The organism is Pseudomonas sp. ArH3a (genome assembly GCF_022648765.1).
Classification (GTDB): domain Bacteria; phylum Pseudomonadota; class Gammaproteobacteria; order Pseudomonadales; family Pseudomonadaceae; genus Aquipseudomonas.
The window spans coordinates 4,825,525-4,843,888 of sequence record NZ_CP080330.1; the positions used below are offsets into that span (position 1 = coordinate 4,825,525).

Sequence of the window (18,364 nt, forward strand, 5' to 3'; positions counted from 1 at the left end):
CCAGCTGTTGACTGACTCTGCGACTCGACATCACGAGTCGAACGGTGAAGCTGAATAACGCTATTTTTTTACAACCGGCCGAGTTGCCCGCTTGAAATAATCAGAGCTCTGGGCCGCTGAATTTTCCTGATGCAATACATTCTAAGAATATTCTTTGTTCTGGTTTAAGAAGTTTGCGTGGCGTATAGCCGTGCTCATCAGGCTCCCTCAGCCACCTCGCCAAAGCTCGGCTCGCGGATTCCTTGAGAGCTTGACGCTCTGCGTCAGTGAAATTATGTTCCATCTCATGAGACATAGACTCAATTTCTTTTACTACCCAATCTTCATCAAACCCTAAATCATCGCTTGAAAAATTCAGCGTCCAAAGATAGTTCAAAGCTATGTCCGCGAGATTATTCATAAACGTTCCTAATGGTCTATTCAGGGGACAATTTTGGCCGACCCGGATGAGCTAAGCGAACAATTTTAAGCTGCTGTATAGGTAGCCTCGCTGACTCGACCAAATGCGCAAAAAATTCGCGGGTACATTACTCGATTCGCACGAAACGTGTCGATGGGAGAGGGTGGAAGGCTTGTCTCCAACACTTTCGCCATACGGTAGACTCTATTTCATTGATGCTGACTAGCATTACTTTTGGCCGACCTCTGCCGGATGCGAAGGGCTGCAATGGGTCGATTGCTGCCTGTCATGAGGGGCAGCATTCGGCCAAAAGCAGACACTCAAAAATGGCAGGTATTGCAAAATTGGGGTCAGGCCATAGGGTTGCGAAGGAAATAGCCCCTGATGTTTTTTGCAGGACTCGGACCATTACCTGCGTCCTGCGCCTAACCGGGGGCCATTTCTCGCAGCAACGCGGCTCGCGATGAAACGGCAACAGCCCCTAGAGCTGAAAGCGCGAAATGTTCTCTCGCAATGTCACGCTGGTGCGTGCCAGCCCTTCGCTTTCCTGCTGAGCGCTGCGGAAGGCTGCAGCGGATTGCTCGGCGCTTTCGCTGACGGTCACGATGCCCCGGCTGATCTGCTCGGCAACGGTACTCTGCTGCTCGGCGGCAGCGGCGATTTGGTGGTTCATGCCGTTGATCCGCTCGATCATGGTGACGATCGTGCTTACCGCGTCACCGGCCTCGGAAACGCCGGACACCGACTGCGCACTGGAGCGCTTGCAGCGTTGCATATGCTGCGAGGTCTCGTCGGCAATTTTCTGCAGACTGGCGATCAGTCCCTCAATCTCCGAGGTGGCCTTCTGGGTACGCTTTGCCAGGCTGCGCACCTCGTCGGCTACCACCGCGAAGCCGCGTCCGGCCTCGCCAGCACGGGCAGCTTCGATGGCTGCATTGAGGGCCAGCAGGTTGGTCTGGTCGGCCACCGACTTGATCACTTCAAGTACGCCGCCGATATTGCCGGTTTCATCCTTCAACCGGACCATGGCCATGTTGGACTGTTCGATTGTCTCGGCCAGCTCGCCGATCATGTTGACGGCATCTTTGGCCTTCTGCTGGCTGTGCAGGGCCGCGCTATCGGCCTCGCTGGCGGCACTGGCGGCGGATTCGGCATTGCGCGCGACATCCTGCACGGTGGCGGCCATTTGGTGAACGGCGGTGACGATCTGCTCGACCTCGCACTGTGCCATGGCCACGCTTTCGGCGTTTCTCAGGCTCGATTGGCTAAGCTCCTGGCTGGAATCGGCCACGGTCTGTGAGGACAGGTTTATGCCCTTGGTCATGTCCCGCAGGTTCTCCTGCATGCTCAGCAGGGCGGCCATGATGCTGGCTTGTGGTGGCTCAATCGTGCGCTCGCTAACGCGCAGATCGCCCTGGGCAACCCGTTGGGCGAGCTGGTTGAGCTCACTCGGTTCGGCACCCAGCGCGCGCAGCAGGTTGCGGCTGATGAGGTAGCCCAGTACCGCTGCTAGTAAGACGGCCAGCGCAGTAATGGCGAGCAGCAGGTTGCGTTGTGATAGATAGTGCGCGTCATTTTCGCTGACCTGCAGGTCTGCCTTCTGGTTGGTGTAGCGCAGGTATTCGCCAATTGCCTGGGTCAGCTCGGCCAGTAATGGTGTGCACTGCTCGCTGACCATGCGCAGGGCCTCGTCGTTTTCACCCTTGAACAGGTGTTCGGCAATGGTGTGCGCTACCGGTTCGTAGCGGCTCTCGACCTGCTCGATGGTTGAGAACAGTTCACGTGATTTGGGCGACACATCATCATGGCTATCAATTGCCTGGCGTAGCGCGGCGAGGCTGCTGGCCACCATTTGTTCGTTGACGGCAATCGCACCCCGCTGCTGTCCTCTCGCGTTGACATTGCTGTTCAAGGCGATGTTACGCAGGGCAATCGCGCGCTGGGCGGCGGCGTCGTTTAGTGTGTTGGCCAGGCGGGTGCGTGCATCAATGCCATTAACGTAGCGAGAAAAGTCCTTATTGCTGTTAGCCAGGGCGTACAGCGAGATAGCGGCGATCAGCAACATAAACGCGAGCAGGCTGGCATAGCCGGCATAGAGAGTGGTGCGTGTAGAGAGCCGGGGAGTGTGCGATGGCATGGTGTACCTGCGTAATGGGAGGAACAATTTAGGGACACCTGCAAGGGTATGTATTCGCCCTTGGTCCGCATCCTGCGCAGGTATTCTTTGTTCGACAGCAACGAGTAGCGACGTTATGTCCTGGCTAGCCTAAACTTGTACAAGTATTTATTCTTGTACAAGTCTTGTACAACTATATTGATGCGATGTCTTTATGACATCACTCAATCCCGATGAACGGTCAGTAACCTCCGATTTCTGGCAAGCGCCAGAAATAGAGGCCTGGCTATCGGGCTGACGACTGTTTGGCGGCGATACAGCCCAAGGCCATCTTGGGGCCGATAGAATCCTGCGAACGCTGTAAAAATGCGTAGCGCTATTTCTGTACAGGTATTTTGTAGGGGGGTGAGCTAGGGCGCGCTAATTGTGAGCATGCGCTGCGCTAGGGGCTGTTGCCGTTTCATCGCGAGCCGCGTTGCTGCGAGAAATGGCTCCCGGTTATGGGGGGCGAGCTCATTCTCGGATCTCCATGCGAGATGGCGGCGCAGGTTTGCCCAACGTTCGGCGAGGGGGTTATGCAAATGGCGAGCGACGGCGTTGACTGCCCCACTTGCGGGACATTCATGCCGGCTGGCCGAGCATGAGAGGGACTAGCGGACTGATCGACATGAACGTCTGATTGGTCGATTTTGCCAGCTTATCAGCCGCCGATAGGATTTTAGGTAATGATGCGCCACCAAATTCAAGGAAGATAACAACAATGAAAACCGCTTCCCGCGCCCTGTTCCTGCTCTGCCTTTCCACGCCCGCCTTCGCCGCCGAAAGCCCGGTCGGGTTCAAAACCGCCACGCTGCCCGATGCCCAGAACCACCGCCCTCTGGAGCTGGTCGTCTGGTACCCCGCCACCACCACTGCCAAACCCGAGCTGATCGCCGACAACACGGTGTTCATCGGCGCCCTCGGCGTGCCCGATGCTGCGCCAGCTGCCGGTGAGCATCCGCTGGTGGTGCTGTCCCACGGCCACGGCGGCAATTGGGGTAAACAGGTGTGGCTGGCCAGCGCATTGGCGCACAAGGGTTACATCGTGGCGGCGGTCAACCACCCTGGCACCACCACCAAAGACCGCAGCCCGCACGCTGCCGCACAGTTATGGCAACGCCCGGCCGACCTGAGCCGCGCTATCGACGCGGTACTGGCTCAGCCGAAGCAGTTTGGCGCGGTCGCGAACCACCAGATTGCTGCCGTGGGCCACTCCCTGGGTGGCTGGACCGTGATGGAAATCGCCGGGGCGCGTTTCGACCCTGACCTGTTCAGCAAGGACTGCGCCAAACACCCGAAGTTGGGCGGCTGCATTGGCTACCAGAAGATGAACCCCGCCGGCACGCCAGTTGGCAAGGCCCAACTGGCCGCTGACTTGCGCGATAAGCGCGTCACCGCAGTTGTGTCACTGGACCTGGGCCTGTCGCGCGGCTTCACCAGTGCCAGCCTGGGCGTACTGCCAGTGCCGGCGCTGGTGATCGCGGGGGGTGTGCCAACGGAGGATATGTCGCCGGAATTGGAGTCTGCCGACATGGTCAAGCGGCTGCCAAAAGCTTCGACGCAGTACGTGGAGATAGGCGACGCCACGCACTTCAGCTTTATGTCGATCTGCAAGCCGGGAGGTATGACGTTGATTGAAGAGAGCTCGCCCGGCGATGGCATGATTTGCCGGGATGGTGAAGGGGCTCGGCCACGGGCGGTGATTCAGCAGCAGGTGGTGGAGCTGATTACTGGGTTTCTGGGGCGGACAGCACCTAAGTAAAAGAAAGGGCTACTCAAGACAAAACGTATCGTATACGACGCAGAAATAGCTTAAAACTTAAAAATGCACTGTATAGGATGCAAAATGATATGGACGACTTAGGTCTCCTGATCAAAAACCTACGCAAGGCGGCTGGCCTTTCACAAAGCCAGCTCGCGCAACGGCACGGTATGAGTCGCTCTACCATCTCAGGAATCGAGAACAACACCATTCCTGAAGTGGGCATTCGCAAGGTGGCTGCGATTCTCGAGGGTTTGGGTTACGAGCTGACCGCGATCCCTAAGCGTCGACGTAAAACGCTCGACGAACTGAAAGTAGGAAGCGTCCATGATTAGGCAAAGTGACCGGCTCTATATTGGCGCTGGTGGCGTGGCAGCTGGGACACTCGGGCGCAACGAAGAAAAACCGCGCGATTCGGTGTTCTCGTACAACGAGACCGTAGCCGAAAAGGACGCGGTCTCTTTGACAATGCCCGTGCGCTTGGAGAGCTACAACTGGGCGTATGGAATCCATCCCCTGTTTGAGATGCACATTCCCGAGGGGCACCTCAAGGCCGAGCTTGTGCGGCGTTTCAGCAAATCAGTGCGTGGCTTTGACGACTTCGCCTTACTGGGTATCGTCGGTCCACACCAGTTGGGTCGTATCAGCGTTACCCATGTTGCCGGTAACAAATCGCTGCCCGAGATCAAGCTCTCTGAACTCTTGGTCTTTGACGGAGCAAAGGATCTGTTCGACGACCTGATGAAAACTTACGCCGCCTACTCCGGTGTTTCAGGGGTTCAACCGAAGGTACTGGTGCGCGACGTTGACGATGCGGATCCCGACGTTGCCCGCCTCCCCCACCGTGGCGCTACGCATCTAGTGAAAGCGTTCAATGATTCAGACTTTGCGCAACTGGCAGCCAATGAGTTTTTTTGTATGCGCGCGGCACTTCACACAGGCCTTGAAGTGCCTGAATGCCAGCTTAGTCAGCACGGTAAATTTTTGGTGGTGAAACGGTTCGACATCAGTGATACCGCCTACCTCGGGTTCGAAGACATGTGCGTGCTATCGGGATGGGGAACGAGTAAGAAGTACGACGGTAGCTATCAGGGCTGCGCGAAACTGATCAAGGCTTATGTCTCCCCTTCGCGGGTGACCAAGGCGTTAGAGGACTTCTTCATGATGGTGGCACTGTCTGCAGGCATCCAAAATGGTGACGGACACCTTAAGAATTTCGGCCTGCTGTATGAGAATTGTGCCGAAGACGCAGATGTTTGGCTCGCACCAGCTTACGACCTAGTGACGACTACTGTGTACCAGGTCAACGACATTATGGGTCTGTTGCTCGGCGGCTCGAAGGCTTGGCCAAAACGCAAGATGCTGGTGCAGTTCGGGCGCAGCGCGTGCAATTTAACCGAAGCCCGCTGCACTGAGTTGCTCCACCGAGTGCACAGTGGCATGAACCGCGCGATGGTGGAGCTTTCGGATTATGGAAGTACCCATCCGGCGTTTGAGGCAGTGGGAGAAAAAATGCTCGCTGCTTGGGCCGCTGGACTGGCGAGGAGTATTGAGCCGGAGTGATTTGCCTGCCACATCGTCAGAACACTACCGAACGCTGACAAACCGACGTCGCCACAACCTTCCCACGTTTAAGCACCATCAACCGCGCCGGCAAGTCGAGAATCACATCACCCACCGAGCGCGTATCCAGCAACACCAAATCAGCAGCCTTACCCGGCGCCAACCCATAATCCTGCAGCCTCAGCGCTTTCGCCGGACTCGTGGTGAGCATCGACAACACCGTGGCCTGGTCATCCGCCCCGCCCAGGTGGCAGGCAGGAATTGCCAGTTGCGCAATGTTGAGCAAATCGCCGGTGCCAAACGGGGTAAACGCGTTGCGGATGTTGTTGGTGGCCAGGCACACATTCACGCCGCCATCGCGCAGTGCTCGCACCGGCGTCAGGGTGCGGCGCACGTTATGGTCGTCGCCGCGCGCACCGAGGTGCAAGTCGGTGGCGGGCAGGCACATGACGCTGATTCCGGCCTCGCGAATCAGGGCAATGATCTCGCGCTGTTTGTGCGGCGGCACGGCGCCCAGGCTGGTCAGGTGGCCGACACACACGCGCCCTTGATAGCCTTCCTCGAGGGTCTTGCGCGCGAGGTATTCAATGCTCATGTGGTCGGCGTTGTCGGCGAAGTCCTGATGGAAGTCGATGTCCTTGCCGTAGCGCTTGGCCAGGTTAAATACGTAGTCGATGTGTTCATGCGCTGAGTTATCGTTGTAGGGAATGCCGCCCACTACATCGGCGCCTTTTTCCATGGCCTCGACCATCATTGCCTGCATGCCCGGCAGTTTCAGGATTCCTTCCTGTGGGAAGGCGACCACCTGGATGTCGATGACGTCGCACAACCTGTCGCGCAACTCCAGTACCACATCAAAGCCGGTGAAGCCTTGCACCGGGTCAAACTCGGCGTGAGCGCGTACGTGGGTGGTGCCGGACTGCACCAGTGCACGCAGTACTTGGGTGGAACGCTCAAGAATGTCGTCACGGGTCAGTGTGGGTTTGAGTTCGGCGGTGACCGCTATCGCCTCCTTTAATGTGCCGGAACGATTGGCCTTGCGGTGCATAACATTGGCTTTTTCCAGGTGCAGGTGCCCTTCGACAAACCCCGGGATCAGCACGTTGCCGTGGCCTTGAATTTCCTGCTGGGCGTGCGCTGAAATGTGCGGCGCAATCTCGATGATTTTGCCGCTGTGCACCGCCACATCCATCAGTGGTTGTGCGTCGTCGATGCGTACGTTACGAAAGATTAAATCCATGACGATGGCCCTCAATGTTGCTGCCCTCAGGCACAGCGGGCGCAACGGTAGAAAACAACAATGGGTGGCTCAACCGTTTGAGCAGCCGTTACCCATCACGTGGTACTCAAGAATGTGCCGCTGGCCCTTGGAGTCTTCGTAGGTCATACGCACGGGCACCACGGCGCAGACGTCCGCAACGTCGCTGGTGGAAATGACGTGGGCGATGTCCAGGTGCTGGGCATAGCTGTATTGCTCGACCGGCAGTGGCTCGTCGGCCATCGCCGCAGCGGAAAACACGCCGAATATCAGTACAAGTAACCCTTTCATGTTCAGATGACCTCTTCCAAATCTGCAGGAACGTGGAACCCGGCAGCTGTGCAGCGCCGGGCCCATTAGTAGCGTGATCAGAACGGTTTGGTCGGCAGGTACTTGCCATCCAGGGTGATCACTGCGCGGGAGCCGCCGTCCGGGTCATCGACCTTCTTGATGTCCAGTTTGAAGTTGATGGCGCTGATGATGCCGTCGCCAAATTTCTCGTGAACCAGGGCCTTGAGCGTGGTGCCGTAGACCTGAATCATTTCGTAGAAACGGTAGATGGTCGGGTCGGTCGGGATACCGTTGCCGATGCTGCCGCGCACCGGAATGCTTTGCAGCAGGAGCACGGCATCAGCGTCGAGGCCCAGGGTGTCGGCAACCACTTGGGCGGCGTTGGCCGGCAGTGGGTGCTGGCCAAGCAAGGCGGCGGTGACGAAAGCTTCGTGCAGGCCGGTGCCTTCGGCGATCTGGGCGAACGACAGGTCTTTGCGGGCCTTGGCCAGGAGGATGACGTCGGCCAGGGCAAGGCGAGTGTTTTGGCTGATTTGTGACTGGATCATGGTGGTATCTCCGTGGGTAAAAATAAGGGTTAGTGCGAAACAGCGCGTACAGTTGGGTTGTCGGCCAGCGGCACGAACTTGCCGGTGCGGCCATCGAAGGCCTGGATGCAGCCGCTTTCGATGTCGTAAACCCAGCCATGCAGCGTTACGCGCTTTTCTTCGAGTGCAAGGCGCACTGAGGGATGCGTTTGGATATTGGCCAACTGAGCGATGACGTTTTCGCGCACCATCGAGGCGACCTTGGCGGGCTGGTCAACATGCTTGCGGGCCTCATTAACTACCCGGCCGGAATCGGCGTAGCGCAACCAGCCGGCCACGGCGGGCATGTGGTCCAGGCATTTGCAGGTGGCGATGGCAGTCATGGCGCCGCAGTCGGAATGCCCGCAGATCACGATGTCACTGACTTGCAAAGCGGCGACGGCGTATTCCACCGAGGCCGACACGCCGCCCGGCTCAGGGCCGTAGGACGGCACGATGTTGCCGGCGTTGCGAATGACGAACAGGTCGCCCGGCTCGCGCTGCGTGACCAGCTCTGGCACCAGCCGGCTGTCGGAGCAAGAAATGAACAGCGCCCGTGGGCTCTGCTGGTTGGCCAGGTCTTTAAACAGGCCGGCACGCTCGGGGAAGGCGCTGCGTTGAAATTTCAGGAAACCGTCGATGATGTCTTGCATGGGTGACTCCATTGGTTCGCGATGCGATGAAGCAAAGGTTACGGAGCTGGTGCAATAAGGTAAAAGTCTCATATATGATCAATAGCATTAGATAATCTTATGGGTTCAACCATGCTGGCACGACATATCCAATACTTCCTTGCGGTCGCGGAACATCAGGGCTTCACCAAGGCGGCGACGGCCCTGCATGTCTCGCAGCCGGCGCTGTCGCAGCAAGTGCGGCAGCTGGAAGAGAGCCTCGGCGCACAGTTGTTTGATCGCTCAGGACGCAAGACGCGCCTGACCGATGCCGGGGAGGTTTACCTACGCTATGCGCTGCGGGCGGCGCAGGAACTGCAGGAAGGCAAGCGTGCGATCCATGACGTGGGCGATTTGAGCCGGGGAACGCTGCGGATTGCAGTAACGCCGACCTTCACCACTTATCTGGTTGGGCCGCTGGTGGAAGCCTTTCACCAGCGCTACCCGAACATCACGCTGAACGTGCGTGAGGTCGCCCAGGAGCAGATGGAGAACCAACTGCTGGCCGACGAACTGGACGTGGGTATTGCGTTTGATGAGGTGCATGCGCAAGACATCGAGACCTTTCCCCTGCTGGTCGAAACCCTTGCGCTGGTAGTCGGTCAACAGCACCCACTGGCGGGGGAGCGGGCCATTGGGCTGGAGGCGCTGAATGGCGAATCATTGATTTTACTGAGCAAGGAATTCGCCACCCGCGAGCAAATCGACCGCTACTGCAACCAACACGGCATCCGCCCGCGCGTGGTGATGGAGGCCAATGTGATCAGTGCGTTGATTGAGGTGGTGCGCAGGACCACGCTGTCGACCTTACTTCCGGCCGCCATTGCGCGGGCGCATCCAGAGTTGGTGGCCGTTGAGTTGGGGCCGCAGCGGTTAGAGCGCACTGCGGTGTTGATGCAGCGCAAAGGGGTTTATCAGTCTGCGGCTGCACGGGCGTTTATGGACGTAGCGAAGCACGTGGCGGGAGCCTAGGAATATTTATCCCAGAGCTTGTTTCGAAATCGTTTGCCTGGGTCCAATTGCGCCTTGAGTGCGAACAGGCGCCGGGCGTTCGGGTAGGCGCGTGAGAATTGCTCCGGCGTCGCATGCAACTGGTACGGCAGATAGTAGGTTCCGCCTAGCGACAGCGCGGCGTCGATAAGCTCACGTGTCCACACACCGACTTCCTCGCGGTCTGCCACGCCAACGCGTTGCCAGTAATAGAGTACGAACGAAAACACCTCTTCACGCGCCCAAGACAGAAACGATTGCGTATCACTCGGCGCGTGCCGGATGGAGATATTGACGGCATTCACGGCGTGCGCCCGCAGGATGCCAGCCATCAACGGTACGAACGCCTGGAGTTGGGCGACGGGAACAAAATACTCCTGCAACGCATAGGTGCTGGTGCGGGTTGCGATAGGCCCCAGTGAGGCGCCGTCCGCACTGGCCTCATAATTGCGCCGTACCACCGGATGGCTGAGATAGCGCAGGGGATCGACCACGTCCTTGCGGATCAATGGGCCGCCGGGAAGCTTTGCCACACTCCACATCACGGCCTCATCAAACTTGTACGATTGCCCCGGCGCGACTAAACGGTCTGCGACTGTCGGCGCTTTGTCGGTGGCGCACCAGGTGACGCACGTGGCCCGGTCAAAGAAAGGCGGCGCCAAATCGGCGTTGTGCAAAATAGCCTGGGCGTTACCACGGACGTGGTCATTGAAAAACGTCGGGTAATCGGCAATTGGCAGTCGGCGCACCTGACGCTCCATGGCGACGTTGGGTACAAGGTCCAATTCGACTTCGGTGATCACGCCCAACGCGCCGTAGCCACCGATCGCGGCGTAGAACACGTCGGCGCTGGTGCTGCGGGAAGCTTCGATTACCGAGCCGTCCGCCAGCACCAGTTGCAGGCAACGTACCGAATTGATCAGCGGGCCGGCGCCGACATAACGCCCATGCGCATTGACAGACAACGACCCGCCGACGGTGAAGTTGGCATAGCTCTGCATTATTTTTACCGAGAGATCATGCGGGTCGATGACCGACTGTAAATCGCGCCAGCGCATGCCAGCTTGCACCCGTATCACCTTGTTCCCAGGCGAGAACCGGACCACCCGATTGAACCTTCGCATATCGAGGTGCAGGCAGCCTTCGGTGGCAATCTGTCCGCCCATGCTGTAGCGCCCACCGCCCATACTGACGGGCCCTGCCCCTTCGGCAAGCGCCTGGCGAATCTCCTGCGTCGTACGCGGGGTGAGCACACCGTTAACCCATATCGGGTTAAGCAGCGTCACATCGTTAATCAGCTCACCTGAAGGTGTGGCCGCTATCGCCCAAGGTGATAGCGCACTGGCTGCGATACCGACCATGCCGGCGTGAAGCAGCTCGCGCCGTGTGCACTTCACCGGGCCCACCGCTTCGCCTCAGGTTGCGCCGCTGCGTGAGCATGCCCGGGTGCGTCGACAATGACGTGCACCTGCGAACTGCGCAGCACGCTCGCCGGCGTCACGGTACGCCGCTGCCACGGAATGCGGCCCAGGTACCAGAAACGCCAGAAGACCAGCCTCGGGTCGGAATTTTGTTGCAGTAACGTCGCGAACGTCTCCACCTCTCCCACCTGAATGTCGGTCGCTTCATAAATAACGTCACGAACAAAGCGCGAACAGAACTGGCGTCGCGAGCTGATGTTGAAGCCGGTGTCGTAGAACGTGCCCATGCGCCGAAGCGCTGCGCTGACCAGCGCACTGCGATGCTGGTTGCTGAGCGCAGCGGTCAGCCGCGCAACGGCATAACGGCCGTGCTCGGAGCGTTGCAGGAAGCGTGTCAGTGGCGTGGTTCGCGCGAAGGGAAACGTACTTTCCGCAATCAATGGATCGTCGCCACGGTTGTCGACGACGATGCCCACGTGGTTAGTCCATGAGTTCGTGGCGCTGGCGACTTCCAGGAACGGTCGGGCGGTTACGCGGATGAAAACCAGGTCTCCAATCTGCAAATTACCCACGGGCGTGCTGGCCGGTGTGATCACTCCATTGTCTACAGGCATGCTGACCTCCTTTTTGTGATGGGCCAGTATGCGAGGAGGATGCATATTTCACACCTTTACCCTAAATATTTTCTTACACTGCTACCCCCAGTATCGAATTCCAATACTTATGACTCAAATTAGCCGGCTCATCACCACAATCAAGCAGCGCCTCAAGTCAGCGGGAATGACCTATCGCGACGTTGCGCTGGCGCTTGACCTATCAGAGCCCAGCGTAAAACGCCTGCTGGCCAGTGGGCGCCTGACGGTGGAGCGCCTCGCCCAGTTCAGTGATTTGCTGGGTTTGACGATGGCGGAATTACTTCAGGAGGCGGAGTTATCGGCACCGCGCCTGCAGATGCTGGAGCGGGATCAGGAAGCGCAACTGGTATCAGACCAAACGTTGTTGCTGGTGGCCGTGTGTGCGCTGAATCACTGGTCGCTGGAAGACATGCTGTCGGCCTATTGCCTGTCGAAAGCCGAGTGCATCAAGCACCTGCTGGTGTTAGAGCGGATGGGCCTGGCGGACCTGAAACCGGGTAACCGGATCAGGCTGCGCGTAGCACGAGACTTTGATTGGTTGCCGAACGGCCCTATCCGCCAATTTTTTCTGCGCCAGGGTCTACCCGATTTTATGGGCAGCCAGTTCGAGGCGCCCGACGAGACCCTGGATTTTGCGCATGGCATGTTGACGCAGCCTGCTTACGCTCAGTTGCAAGTCGAAATGCACAGACTGCGCAGCAAGCTGGCAGCGCTTCACAACGAATCGCTGGCCGCCCCGTTGTCAGAGAAACGCGGAACGGCGCTCTTGCTGGCACTGCGCGTCTGGGAACCACTGGCCTTCAGGAAACTAAAGCGCAGCTAGTCCGCAAGCCCTACCTCGCCTGATTTTATGCATACGTAAAAACCCTGCTCAAGCGCACCGGTGGCCCTTCCGAGGGCGCGGGCCTGATGTTGGAACTGGTTCGCCAACAAGGGCTGGCGGTGTTTCACCGGTTGGACGAGGTGCCGGCGGCTCAGTAGGGAATGGGGTTGCCTCGTTGGGTTTGGGTATTACCGCGCCTTGAGTAATACTCGGCCGGCCCCAACCCCTAGGTGTTCCCCGTGTAATCAGGTCGAGTGGCGCGAGTGGTCATGGATAAAACGAAACACAGCGATTTCGCCTATCAGGCGGTGTACCGCTACCTGGTCGAGTTGATCGACGCCGGCCCTACGCAGGGCGAGCGCAAACTGCCGTCCCTGCGCCAGCTGGCCGCGCGCCTGGGCGTGTCGGTGTCGACCACCAAGTACGCCTACGCGCTGCTCGAAGATGAAGGGCGGATCTACGCCAAACCCAAGTTCGGCTACTTCACCCGGTCGCTGCCCGCGCCGTTGTTGACGCAAGGCTCGCCCAGCCTGCTCGACCAAGTGTTCGCCCATGCCCGCCAGCCAGGAATGCTGGCGTTGAGCAGCGATGCACCGGCGATGCTGCTGTCGCTGGAAAACCCGCTGCTGATGCTCGAACGTGAGCTGACGCGCCAACACCCGCGCGCCCTCACGCCGCTGTACCTGCCGTTCGGCGAGCCCGAGTTGCGCGCCGCACTGGCCGAGCGCTACACCCAATCGGCCGACAATTACTGGCAAGCCGACCATGTGTTTATCGGCTCGGACCTGCACAGTGTGCTGGATGCCGCGCTCAACGCCCTGGACCTGGCCGGTACGGTGGCCTTGGTGGAGTCGCCGTGTTCGTGGGCGATTTTGCGTCAGTTGCAGGCGGCGAAGGTCCGCGTGATCGAGTTGCGCCTTGATACGCACGGGCGTTTCGACCTGGCTGCGCTGGAAGGCTTGCTGACGCAGGAGGCGATTCGATTCGCGGTGCTGTCCTCGACGGTGAATATTCCGCAGGGCGGCGTGGTGCCGGCGCAGGACAAGCAGCAGATTTGCCGCTGGCTGGCGCAGCGAGATATCTGGCTATTTGAAAACGACACCTATGGCGAGTTGTATTTTGAGCCGCAGCCGGCGCGCTATCGCGACTTTGCCGACCCGCAAAAACTGCTGGTGTTCTCGACCTTCGATAAAGTCATCGGTTCGGAAGCGCCGTATGGGTATGTGCTGTGTCGCGGGCAGGGGCCGCAGTTGCAGCGCGTGTTCCTGGAGCGGGGCTTTCGCCTCTCACCGATCCGCCAGAAGGCGATCGCCAAACTGTTCACCTCCAAGCGTATCGACCCCCATTTGAAGGCGCTGCGGGCTTTGTTGCTGGAGCGGATGACAGGCATGAAAGCCCTGCTGGACGAGGCTCAATGGCCGGCGCTCGTGCCCCGAGGCGGCGCGAGTTTCTGGCTTAAGGCTCCGCACTCAGCCAACCTGCGCCAGGTGTTCGAGCGCTTGCTCGCCCAGCGCATCGTCATCGCCCCCGGCGAGCTATTCAGCCAACAAGGCGCGTGGCCGCAGCACCTGCGCCTGAGCTTCACCCTCGATTGGAGCAAAGATATCGCCCAGGCCGTGCAGCAACTGGCCCAGGCGGTGCGTCAAAGCCCGTAGCAATGCCGCGCTTCGGGGAAACGGCCGTGGCGCACGTCGTCGGCAAAGCGCTCGCAGGCATCGCGAATCACCGCGCCAACATCGGCGTACTGTTTAACGAAGCGCGGCAGGTGCTCACCGCCCAGGCCCAACACGTCTTCGGTGACCAGCACCTGGCCGTCGCACGCCGGCGAAGCACCGATGCCGATAGTGGGCATGTTCGAGTCCAAGGTGATCTGCCGGGCCACGCCTTCGGCCACCCCTTCCAGCAACAGACTGAAAGCGCCCGCTTGCAGATTGGCGCGGGCATCAGCGGCAATCACCGCCCCCGTTTCAGCCGTGAGGCCCTGGGCCTTGAACCCGCCCATCACATTGACGAACTGCGGCATCAACCCCACATGAGCCATCACTGGAATGCCGCGCGCTACCAGAAACTCAACGGTGCCCGCCAACGCCTGGTTGGCCTCCAGCTTGACGGCATCGCAACCGGTACGCGCCAACACCTGGGCGCAGTTGCGAAACGCTTGCTCATGGGATTCCTGATAACTGCCGAACGGCATGTCGGCGATGACACAGGCCAGGCGCGTGCTGTCGACCACCGCGCGGGTGTGGCCGATGATTTCTTCGAGCTGCATACTCAAGGTCGAGGGGCGGCCATAGCCGACCATGGCCGTGGAGTCACCGACCAGAATGAAGTCGACCAACGGGTCGATCAGCTTGGCGATGGCGCTGGAATACGCGGTCAGGGCGACGATTTTCTGTTGGCCCTTCATCGCGACCAATTGCGGGACAGTGATGCGTTTAGTGCGGGTGTGGATGCTCATCGAGGGTCTTCCGTTTGCGCTGAATACCCGGCCCGATTATTGGCAGAACGCACGGCGATTCAATGCACAGATCGGCGCTAAAAAGCGACCCAGGTTTTTAAACTGGTATCATCCAAACCTTCACCGATCAGGCAAAAAGAAATGAACCGCCAGAAAAAACTCAAGCAGCTCTTCAAGGCCAAAGCGAAAAAAGCCAGTGCCAAATTGGCGCCGAAAAGCAAAGACATCTACATCAGCAAAGCCGACCGCGCCAAACTCGAAGCTGAGGCCGATCAAGCCTCAACCAGCGCTGCTGACACGTCCAGCTGAAGGCGTCCCCGCTTCATATTTGCCCCAGATACGCCGCAGATGCCGCGCCGAACCAAAGCCGGCGCGCTCGGCAACGGTTTCAATGTCCAGGGTCGATTCAACCAGTAATTCACGCGCCACGGTCAACCGCAGTTGGTGCAGGTAATCCAGCGGGCTGATGCCGACGTGCTCGTGAAATAACCGCGCCAGGTGGCGGCTGCTGGTGTAGGCCAGGCCGGCCATACGTGTGACGGTCCACGGCTCACACGGGGATGCGGCGATGGCGTCCTGCACCCGATGCACGGCGGGATGCAGGTGGTTGCGCCCGGCCAGCCATGGCGACAACTGCGGGTCGGCGCCGCTGCGGCGCATGTACACCACCATGTCCCGCGCCACCGCGCAGGCCAGCCGTGGCCCGGCCAGTTCGGCGACCAAATGCAGCATCAAGTCGATGCCCGCTGTAACGCCAGCGCTGCAACTGATATTGCCATCGGTGACGTACAGGCGGTTTTCCAATACCCGGGCCTTTGGCGCCATGGTTTGCAAAATAGGGCACAGCGCGTGGTGAGTGGTGCACTGGCGCCCGTCGAGCAACCCTGCACGGGCGGCGCTCAAGGCACCGGCACACACGCACACCAGCCGTTCGCCGGAGGGCGCGAACACGGTTTGCAGCCACTGGGTCAGTTTATTGCTGGCCGACTCGAACACCTGCTGACGTGCCCGGGTGACCTTCGAGGTGGAGCCCACCAACACCACCAACGTGCCGGGCGCCAGGCTTGGCGGCAATGGCGCCAACCCGCTCAGGGGCAAGCCGATAGAGGTTTGCAGCGACTCCACCGGGCTGACGTACTGCAAGTCGAAGTCGATGGCCGCCGGGGCTTCGGCTTGAGCCGCCAGGCGCAGCACTTCGGCGGGGCCGGCCAGGTCGAGCATCAGCACGTTGGGCAACAGCACGAACAGCACCGGCACGCTCATAGGTTCAACCTTCCAGTGCCTGGGCCACGCTGGCAATGCGCGCGAAACGCCCTTCCAGCACCAACTCCGTACGCTCGCGGATCTCGGCTGCGGTGTAGACCCGGCCACTGCGTGCGTGGGTCATCGGGAAGGTCATGGTCGCCTCGCTGACAAAATCCACATTGAGGCCGCTGTCCGAGGCCTGCCGTGTGGTGGTTTCACAGCACTGTTCGGTGCGAATGCCACTGATGATCACCGTCGTCACGCCCATCTCCGTGAGCCGCGCAGCCAGGGGCGTGCCGGCAAAAGCGCTGTGGTAGCGCTTGTGAATGATCAAGTCGGGGTTGATCGACAATTCGCTCAACGCCCGCACGTTGCCGGAGGCCAGGGAAAAATGCCCTTGGTCCTCGACATGCAAGACTTGTATCACCGGGATGCCGTGTTGAACACACCCATCGATGAGCGCCTGTTGTTTTTCCAGGTAAGCCGGCAGGTCATTTTCGGACCAGTAGGTTGAATGGCGGAACGAATGTTGGGCATCGATAACGATAAGGGCTTTGCGGTTCATGAGGGGGCCTTCTGGCTGGCTGATCAGTGAATGATGCAAGCCATACTAGGCACTCAGACAGGTGAGCAACAGGCTCATGCCGGACCACTTCAGGACGGATTCGGACATGCGTTTCAGCGTGGCCAGGCACAGGGTGCAATCACTTGGCGAACAGCTGGCTCATGTCCTTGAACGCTTTGAACTCCAGCGCGTTGCCGCACGGGTCAAACAGAAACATCGTGGCTTGCTCGCCGACCTGGCCTTGGAAGCGGATGTAGGGTTCGATCACAAACTGGGTTTCACGTGCCCTGAGCCGATCGGCCAAGGCTTCCCACTGCTCCCATTGCAGGATGATGCCGAAATGCGGGACCGGTACATCGTGACCATCGACGGGGTTTGAGTGCACCGATTCCTGAGTGTCAGTCTTGGGGTGTTGATGGATGACGAACTGGTGGCCGTAAAAGTCGAAATCGACCCATTGCGCGCTGGAGCGGCCCTCGGAGAGCCCAAACACCTCGCCATAGAAGTGGCGAGCGGCAGCGAGGTCGTAGACGGGAATAGCTAAATGAAAGGGCGAAAGGCTCACGGTGGCTACCTGCAGGTTCTGTTATTCAGAACGCGATTCTTCACCAGAAAGCCCCTGCGATAAAGCGCATATCTTTCGCCCTGAGCCTCAATTTTTTTGATGCTCGCGCCCTACTTCGGCGCCCCCAGCACTTCTATGACGCACGCCCGGAATAACGCGAAGAGCGGCAGTTGGCGCTGGGTGTACTTGGTCAGCAGCACGATTTCACGATAGAACGTGAGCGTGTCCAATCGCAAAACCCGCACGTCGCTGCCGTGTTCCAACCACAAGCCGGCCATCGGTACCAGGGACACGCCGAGGCCGCTTTGGACCATCTTGACGATGGCGTCCAGCTCGTCGAGTTCCAGTGCCTGTTGCGTCTGGATCTTGTGTTCCTTGAGAAACTGCGTGACCTGGCGCCCGCCGAATGAACCGCGGTCGTAACGTACAAAGGGCTGCTCACGCAGGATCTGCAACGGGTCATCGCCCGGTACGTCTTTGGCGGTGATCAGCACAAAAGGCTCGCGGGCGATGACCTCGATATTCAGGTCCTTGGGCAGGTTGAACGGCGGGTGGATCATGATCGCCAGGTCCAGCTCGCCGGCATCGACCTGGCTGAGCAGGTTCAGCGAAACCCCCGGCACCAGGTTGACCTCGATGAACGGCGCGCGGCGCTTAAGCGCCACCAGCGCCTGGGGCAGAAGGCCGGTTTGCACACTGCCGATGGCGCCGATGCGCAACGAACCGTGGAAGTCGTTGGCGCTGTCGGGGGTACCCATGCGCGAGAAGATGTCGAGGATTTCCTCCGCCAGCGGCACCGCGCGCTGCCCCGCTGAGTTGAGGGTGGCGGAGCGGCCGGTGCGGTCGAACAGCTTTACCCCGAGCGCGTCTTCAAGGTGTTTGATTTGTGCGCTCACGGCCGATTGCGTCAGCCCCACCTGCTGGCCGGCGGCGGCAAAGGTGCCGCGCCGCGCCGCGCTCACGAAGGTTCTCAACTCTCTGATCATGCCGGTTACC

Annotated in this window: 20 protein-coding genes; 7 read left to right on the forward strand and 13 right to left on the reverse strand. The window is 59.5% G+C overall.

Annotated features, from left to right (window positions below; genetic code table 11):
• Window positions 1-100: 100 nt before the first annotated feature.
• The gene (locus tag K0P33_RS22070) at window positions 101-400 is read right to left on the reverse strand and encodes a hypothetical protein (protein WP_094949838.1); all 300 of its coding nucleotides are present in this window, start codon (window positions 398-400) and stop codon (window positions 101-103) included.
• 481 nt (window positions 401-881) lie between these two features.
• Window positions 882-2,537 carry a methyl-accepting chemotaxis protein gene (locus tag K0P33_RS22075; protein WP_242151448.1) on the reverse strand — a complete coding sequence of 552 codons (1,656 nt, stop codon included), beginning with the start codon at window positions 2,535-2,537 and terminating at the stop codon, window positions 882-884.
• Window positions 2,538-3,276: 739 nt separating this feature from the next.
• On the opposite strand from K0P33_RS22075, the gene K0P33_RS22080 reads away from it, so the two are divergent.
• The 3 genes from K0P33_RS22080 (at window position 3,277) to K0P33_RS22090 (ending at window position 5,880) form a co-directional block, all read left to right on the forward strand.
• Complete coding sequence (locus K0P33_RS22080; protein WP_242151451.1) at window positions 3,277-4,317, forward strand: alpha/beta fold hydrolase; 1,041 nt, start codon at window positions 3,277-3,279, stop codon at window positions 4,315-4,317.
• 89 nt (window positions 4,318-4,406) lie between these two features.
• Entirely contained in the window at window positions 4,407-4,652 is a 246-nt protein-coding gene (locus tag K0P33_RS22085; RefSeq protein ID WP_083357646.1) for a helix-turn-helix transcriptional regulator, read from the forward strand.
• On the forward strand, window positions 4,645-5,880 hold the full coding sequence (locus tag K0P33_RS22090; RefSeq protein WP_094949842.1) for a type II toxin-antitoxin system HipA family toxin: 1,236 nt from the start codon (window positions 4,645-4,647) through the stop codon (window positions 5,878-5,880). Before K0P33_RS22085 ends, K0P33_RS22090 begins: the two co-directional genes overlap by 8 nt.
• Before the next feature lie 16 nt (window positions 5,881-5,896).
• Here K0P33_RS22090 and K0P33_RS22095 read toward each other — a convergent pair whose 3' ends face one another.
• From K0P33_RS22095 to K0P33_RS22110, 4 genes are all read right to left on the reverse strand, one after another.
• Window positions 5,897-7,120 (reverse strand): amidohydrolase family protein, encoded by a 1,224-nt coding sequence (locus K0P33_RS22095; RefSeq protein ID WP_242151454.1) that lies wholly within the window; start codon window positions 7,118-7,120, stop codon window positions 5,897-5,899.
• Window positions 7,121-7,189: 69 nt separating this feature from the next.
• The gene (locus K0P33_RS22100) at window positions 7,190-7,429 is read right to left on the reverse strand and encodes a DUF2790 domain-containing protein (protein ID WP_094949844.1); all 240 of its coding nucleotides are present in this window, start codon (window positions 7,427-7,429) and stop codon (window positions 7,190-7,192) included.
• A gap of 77 nt (window positions 7,430-7,506) precedes the next feature.
• Complete coding sequence (gene cynS / locus K0P33_RS22105; protein ID WP_094949845.1) at window positions 7,507-7,977, reverse strand: cyanase; 471 nt, start codon at window positions 7,975-7,977, stop codon at window positions 7,507-7,509.
• A gap of 29 nt (window positions 7,978-8,006) precedes the next feature.
• Entirely contained in the window at window positions 8,007-8,648 is a 642-nt protein-coding gene (locus K0P33_RS22110; protein WP_094949846.1) for a carbonic anhydrase, read from the reverse strand.
• A gap of 111 nt (window positions 8,649-8,759) precedes the next feature.
• Between K0P33_RS22110 and cynR the strand changes: the two genes are divergently transcribed.
• The gene (cynR, locus tag K0P33_RS22115) at window positions 8,760-9,638 is read left to right on the forward strand and encodes a transcriptional regulator CynR (protein WP_094949892.1); all 879 of its coding nucleotides are present in this window, start codon (window positions 8,760-8,762) and stop codon (window positions 9,636-9,638) included.
• Here cynR and K0P33_RS22120 read toward each other — a convergent pair.
• Window positions 9,635-11,017, reverse strand: coding sequence for an FAD-binding oxidoreductase (locus tag K0P33_RS22120; protein WP_242156097.1), 1,383 nt, complete (start codon window positions 11,015-11,017; stop codon window positions 9,635-9,637). The two genes, cynR and K0P33_RS22120, sit on opposite strands and share 4 nt — an antisense overlap.
• Window positions 11,018-11,049: 32 nt before the next feature.
• The gene (locus K0P33_RS22125) at window positions 11,050-11,691 is read right to left on the reverse strand and encodes a YebB family permuted papain-like enzyme (protein WP_094949847.1); all 642 of its coding nucleotides are present in this window, start codon (window positions 11,689-11,691) and stop codon (window positions 11,050-11,052) included.
• Window positions 11,692-11,800: 109 nt separating this feature from the next.
• On the opposite strand from K0P33_RS22125, the gene K0P33_RS22130 reads away from it, so the two are divergent.
• Together K0P33_RS22130 and K0P33_RS22135 are read left to right on the forward strand one after the other, a co-directional pair.
• Window positions 11,801-12,535 (forward strand): helix-turn-helix transcriptional regulator, encoded by a 735-nt coding sequence (locus K0P33_RS22130; RefSeq protein ID WP_242151456.1) that lies wholly within the window; start codon window positions 11,801-11,803, stop codon window positions 12,533-12,535.
• A 269-nt stretch (window positions 12,536-12,804) separates the two neighbouring features.
• Window positions 12,805-14,190, forward strand: coding sequence for a PLP-dependent aminotransferase family protein (locus K0P33_RS22135; protein ID WP_094949849.1), 1,386 nt, complete (start codon window positions 12,805-12,807; stop codon window positions 14,188-14,190).
• Here K0P33_RS22135 and panB read toward each other — a convergent pair.
• Window positions 14,178-14,993: a 3-methyl-2-oxobutanoate hydroxymethyltransferase gene (gene panB / locus K0P33_RS22140; protein ID WP_094949850.1), complete on the reverse strand. Its 816-nt coding sequence runs from the start codon at window positions 14,991-14,993 to the stop codon at window positions 14,178-14,180. The genes K0P33_RS22135 and panB overlap by 13 nt on opposite strands.
• A 141-nt stretch (window positions 14,994-15,134) precedes the next feature.
• Between panB and K0P33_RS22145 the strand changes: the two genes are divergently transcribed.
• On the forward strand, window positions 15,135-15,302 hold the full coding sequence (locus K0P33_RS22145; RefSeq protein ID WP_094949851.1) for a DUF2986 domain-containing protein: 168 nt from the start codon (window positions 15,135-15,137) through the stop codon (window positions 15,300-15,302).
• Here the strand turns inward: K0P33_RS22145 and K0P33_RS22150 are convergent.
• From K0P33_RS22150 to K0P33_RS22165, 4 genes are all read right to left on the reverse strand, one after another.
• Window positions 15,273-16,256, reverse strand: a complete 984-nt coding sequence (locus K0P33_RS22150; protein WP_094949852.1) for a helix-turn-helix domain-containing protein — start codon at window positions 16,254-16,256, stop codon at window positions 15,273-15,275. The genes K0P33_RS22145 and K0P33_RS22150 overlap by 30 nt on opposite strands.
• A gap of 4 nt (window positions 16,257-16,260) precedes the next feature.
• Window positions 16,261-16,803 carry an isochorismatase family protein gene (locus tag K0P33_RS22155; RefSeq protein ID WP_094949853.1) on the reverse strand — a complete coding sequence of 181 codons (543 nt, stop codon included), beginning with the start codon at window positions 16,801-16,803 and terminating at the stop codon, window positions 16,261-16,263.
• 139 nt (window positions 16,804-16,942) lie between these two features.
• On the reverse strand, window positions 16,943-17,368 hold the full coding sequence (locus tag K0P33_RS22160) for a VOC family protein (RefSeq protein ID WP_094949854.1): 426 nt from the start codon (window positions 17,366-17,368) through the stop codon (window positions 16,943-16,945).
• Between the two features lie 110 nt (window positions 17,369-17,478).
• Entirely contained in the window at window positions 17,479-18,354 is an 876-nt protein-coding gene (locus K0P33_RS22165; protein ID WP_094949855.1) for a LysR family transcriptional regulator, read from the reverse strand.
• Window positions 18,355-18,364: the final 10 nt, after the last annotated feature.

Bases quoted from the DNA above. Each gene is read 5' to 3' on its own strand.
- K0P33_RS22070 (WP_094949838.1), bottom strand. From the start codon at position 400: ATGAATAATCTCGCGGACATAGCTTTGAACTATCTTTGGACGCTGAAT.
- K0P33_RS22075 (WP_242151448.1), bottom strand. From the start codon at position 2,537: ATGCCATCGCACACTCCCCGGCTCTCTACACGCACCACTCTCTATGCC.
- K0P33_RS22080 (WP_242151451.1), top strand. From the start codon at position 3,277: ATGAAAACCGCTTCCCGCGCCCTGTTCCTGCTCTGCCTTTCCACGCCC.
- K0P33_RS22085 (WP_083357646.1), top strand. From the start codon at position 4,407: ATGGACGACTTAGGTCTCCTGATCAAAAACCTACGCAAGGCGGCTGGC.
- K0P33_RS22090 (WP_094949842.1), top strand. From the start codon at position 4,645: ATGATTAGGCAAAGTGACCGGCTCTATATTGGCGCTGGTGGCGTGGCA.
- K0P33_RS22095 (WP_242151454.1), bottom strand. From the start codon at position 7,120: ATGGATTTAATCTTTCGTAACGTACGCATCGACGACGCACAACCACTG.
- K0P33_RS22100 (WP_094949844.1), bottom strand. From the start codon at position 7,429: ATGAAAGGGTTACTTGTACTGATATTCGGCGTGTTTTCCGCTGCGGCG.
- cynS (WP_094949845.1), bottom strand. From the start codon at position 7,977: ATGATCCAGTCACAAATCAGCCAAAACACTCGCCTTGCCCTGGCCGAC.
- K0P33_RS22110 (WP_094949846.1), bottom strand. From the start codon at position 8,648: ATGCAAGACATCATCGACGGTTTCCTGAAATTTCAACGCAGCGCCTTC.
- cynR (WP_094949892.1), top strand. From the start codon at position 8,760: ATGCTGGCACGACATATCCAATACTTCCTTGCGGTCGCGGAACATCAG.
- K0P33_RS22120 (WP_242156097.1), bottom strand. From the start codon at position 11,017: ATGGTCGGTATCGCAGCCAGTGCGCTATCACCTTGGGCGATAGCGGCC.
- K0P33_RS22125 (WP_094949847.1), bottom strand. From the start codon at position 11,691: ATGCCTGTAGACAATGGAGTGATCACACCGGCCAGCACGCCCGTGGGT.
- K0P33_RS22130 (WP_242151456.1), top strand. From the start codon at position 11,801: ATGACTCAAATTAGCCGGCTCATCACCACAATCAAGCAGCGCCTCAAG.
- K0P33_RS22135 (WP_094949849.1), top strand. From the start codon at position 12,805: ATGGATAAAACGAAACACAGCGATTTCGCCTATCAGGCGGTGTACCGC.
- panB (WP_094949850.1), bottom strand. From the start codon at position 14,993: ATGAGCATCCACACCCGCACTAAACGCATCACTGTCCCGCAATTGGTC.
- K0P33_RS22145 (WP_094949851.1), top strand. From the start codon at position 15,135: ATGAACCGCCAGAAAAAACTCAAGCAGCTCTTCAAGGCCAAAGCGAAA.
- K0P33_RS22150 (WP_094949852.1), bottom strand. From the start codon at position 16,256: ATGAGCGTGCCGGTGCTGTTCGTGCTGTTGCCCAACGTGCTGATGCTC.
- K0P33_RS22155 (WP_094949853.1), bottom strand. From the start codon at position 16,803: ATGAACCGCAAAGCCCTTATCGTTATCGATGCCCAACATTCGTTCCGC.
- K0P33_RS22165 (WP_094949855.1), bottom strand. From the start codon at position 18,354: ATGATCAGAGAGTTGAGAACCTTCGTGAGCGCGGCGCGGCGCGGCACC.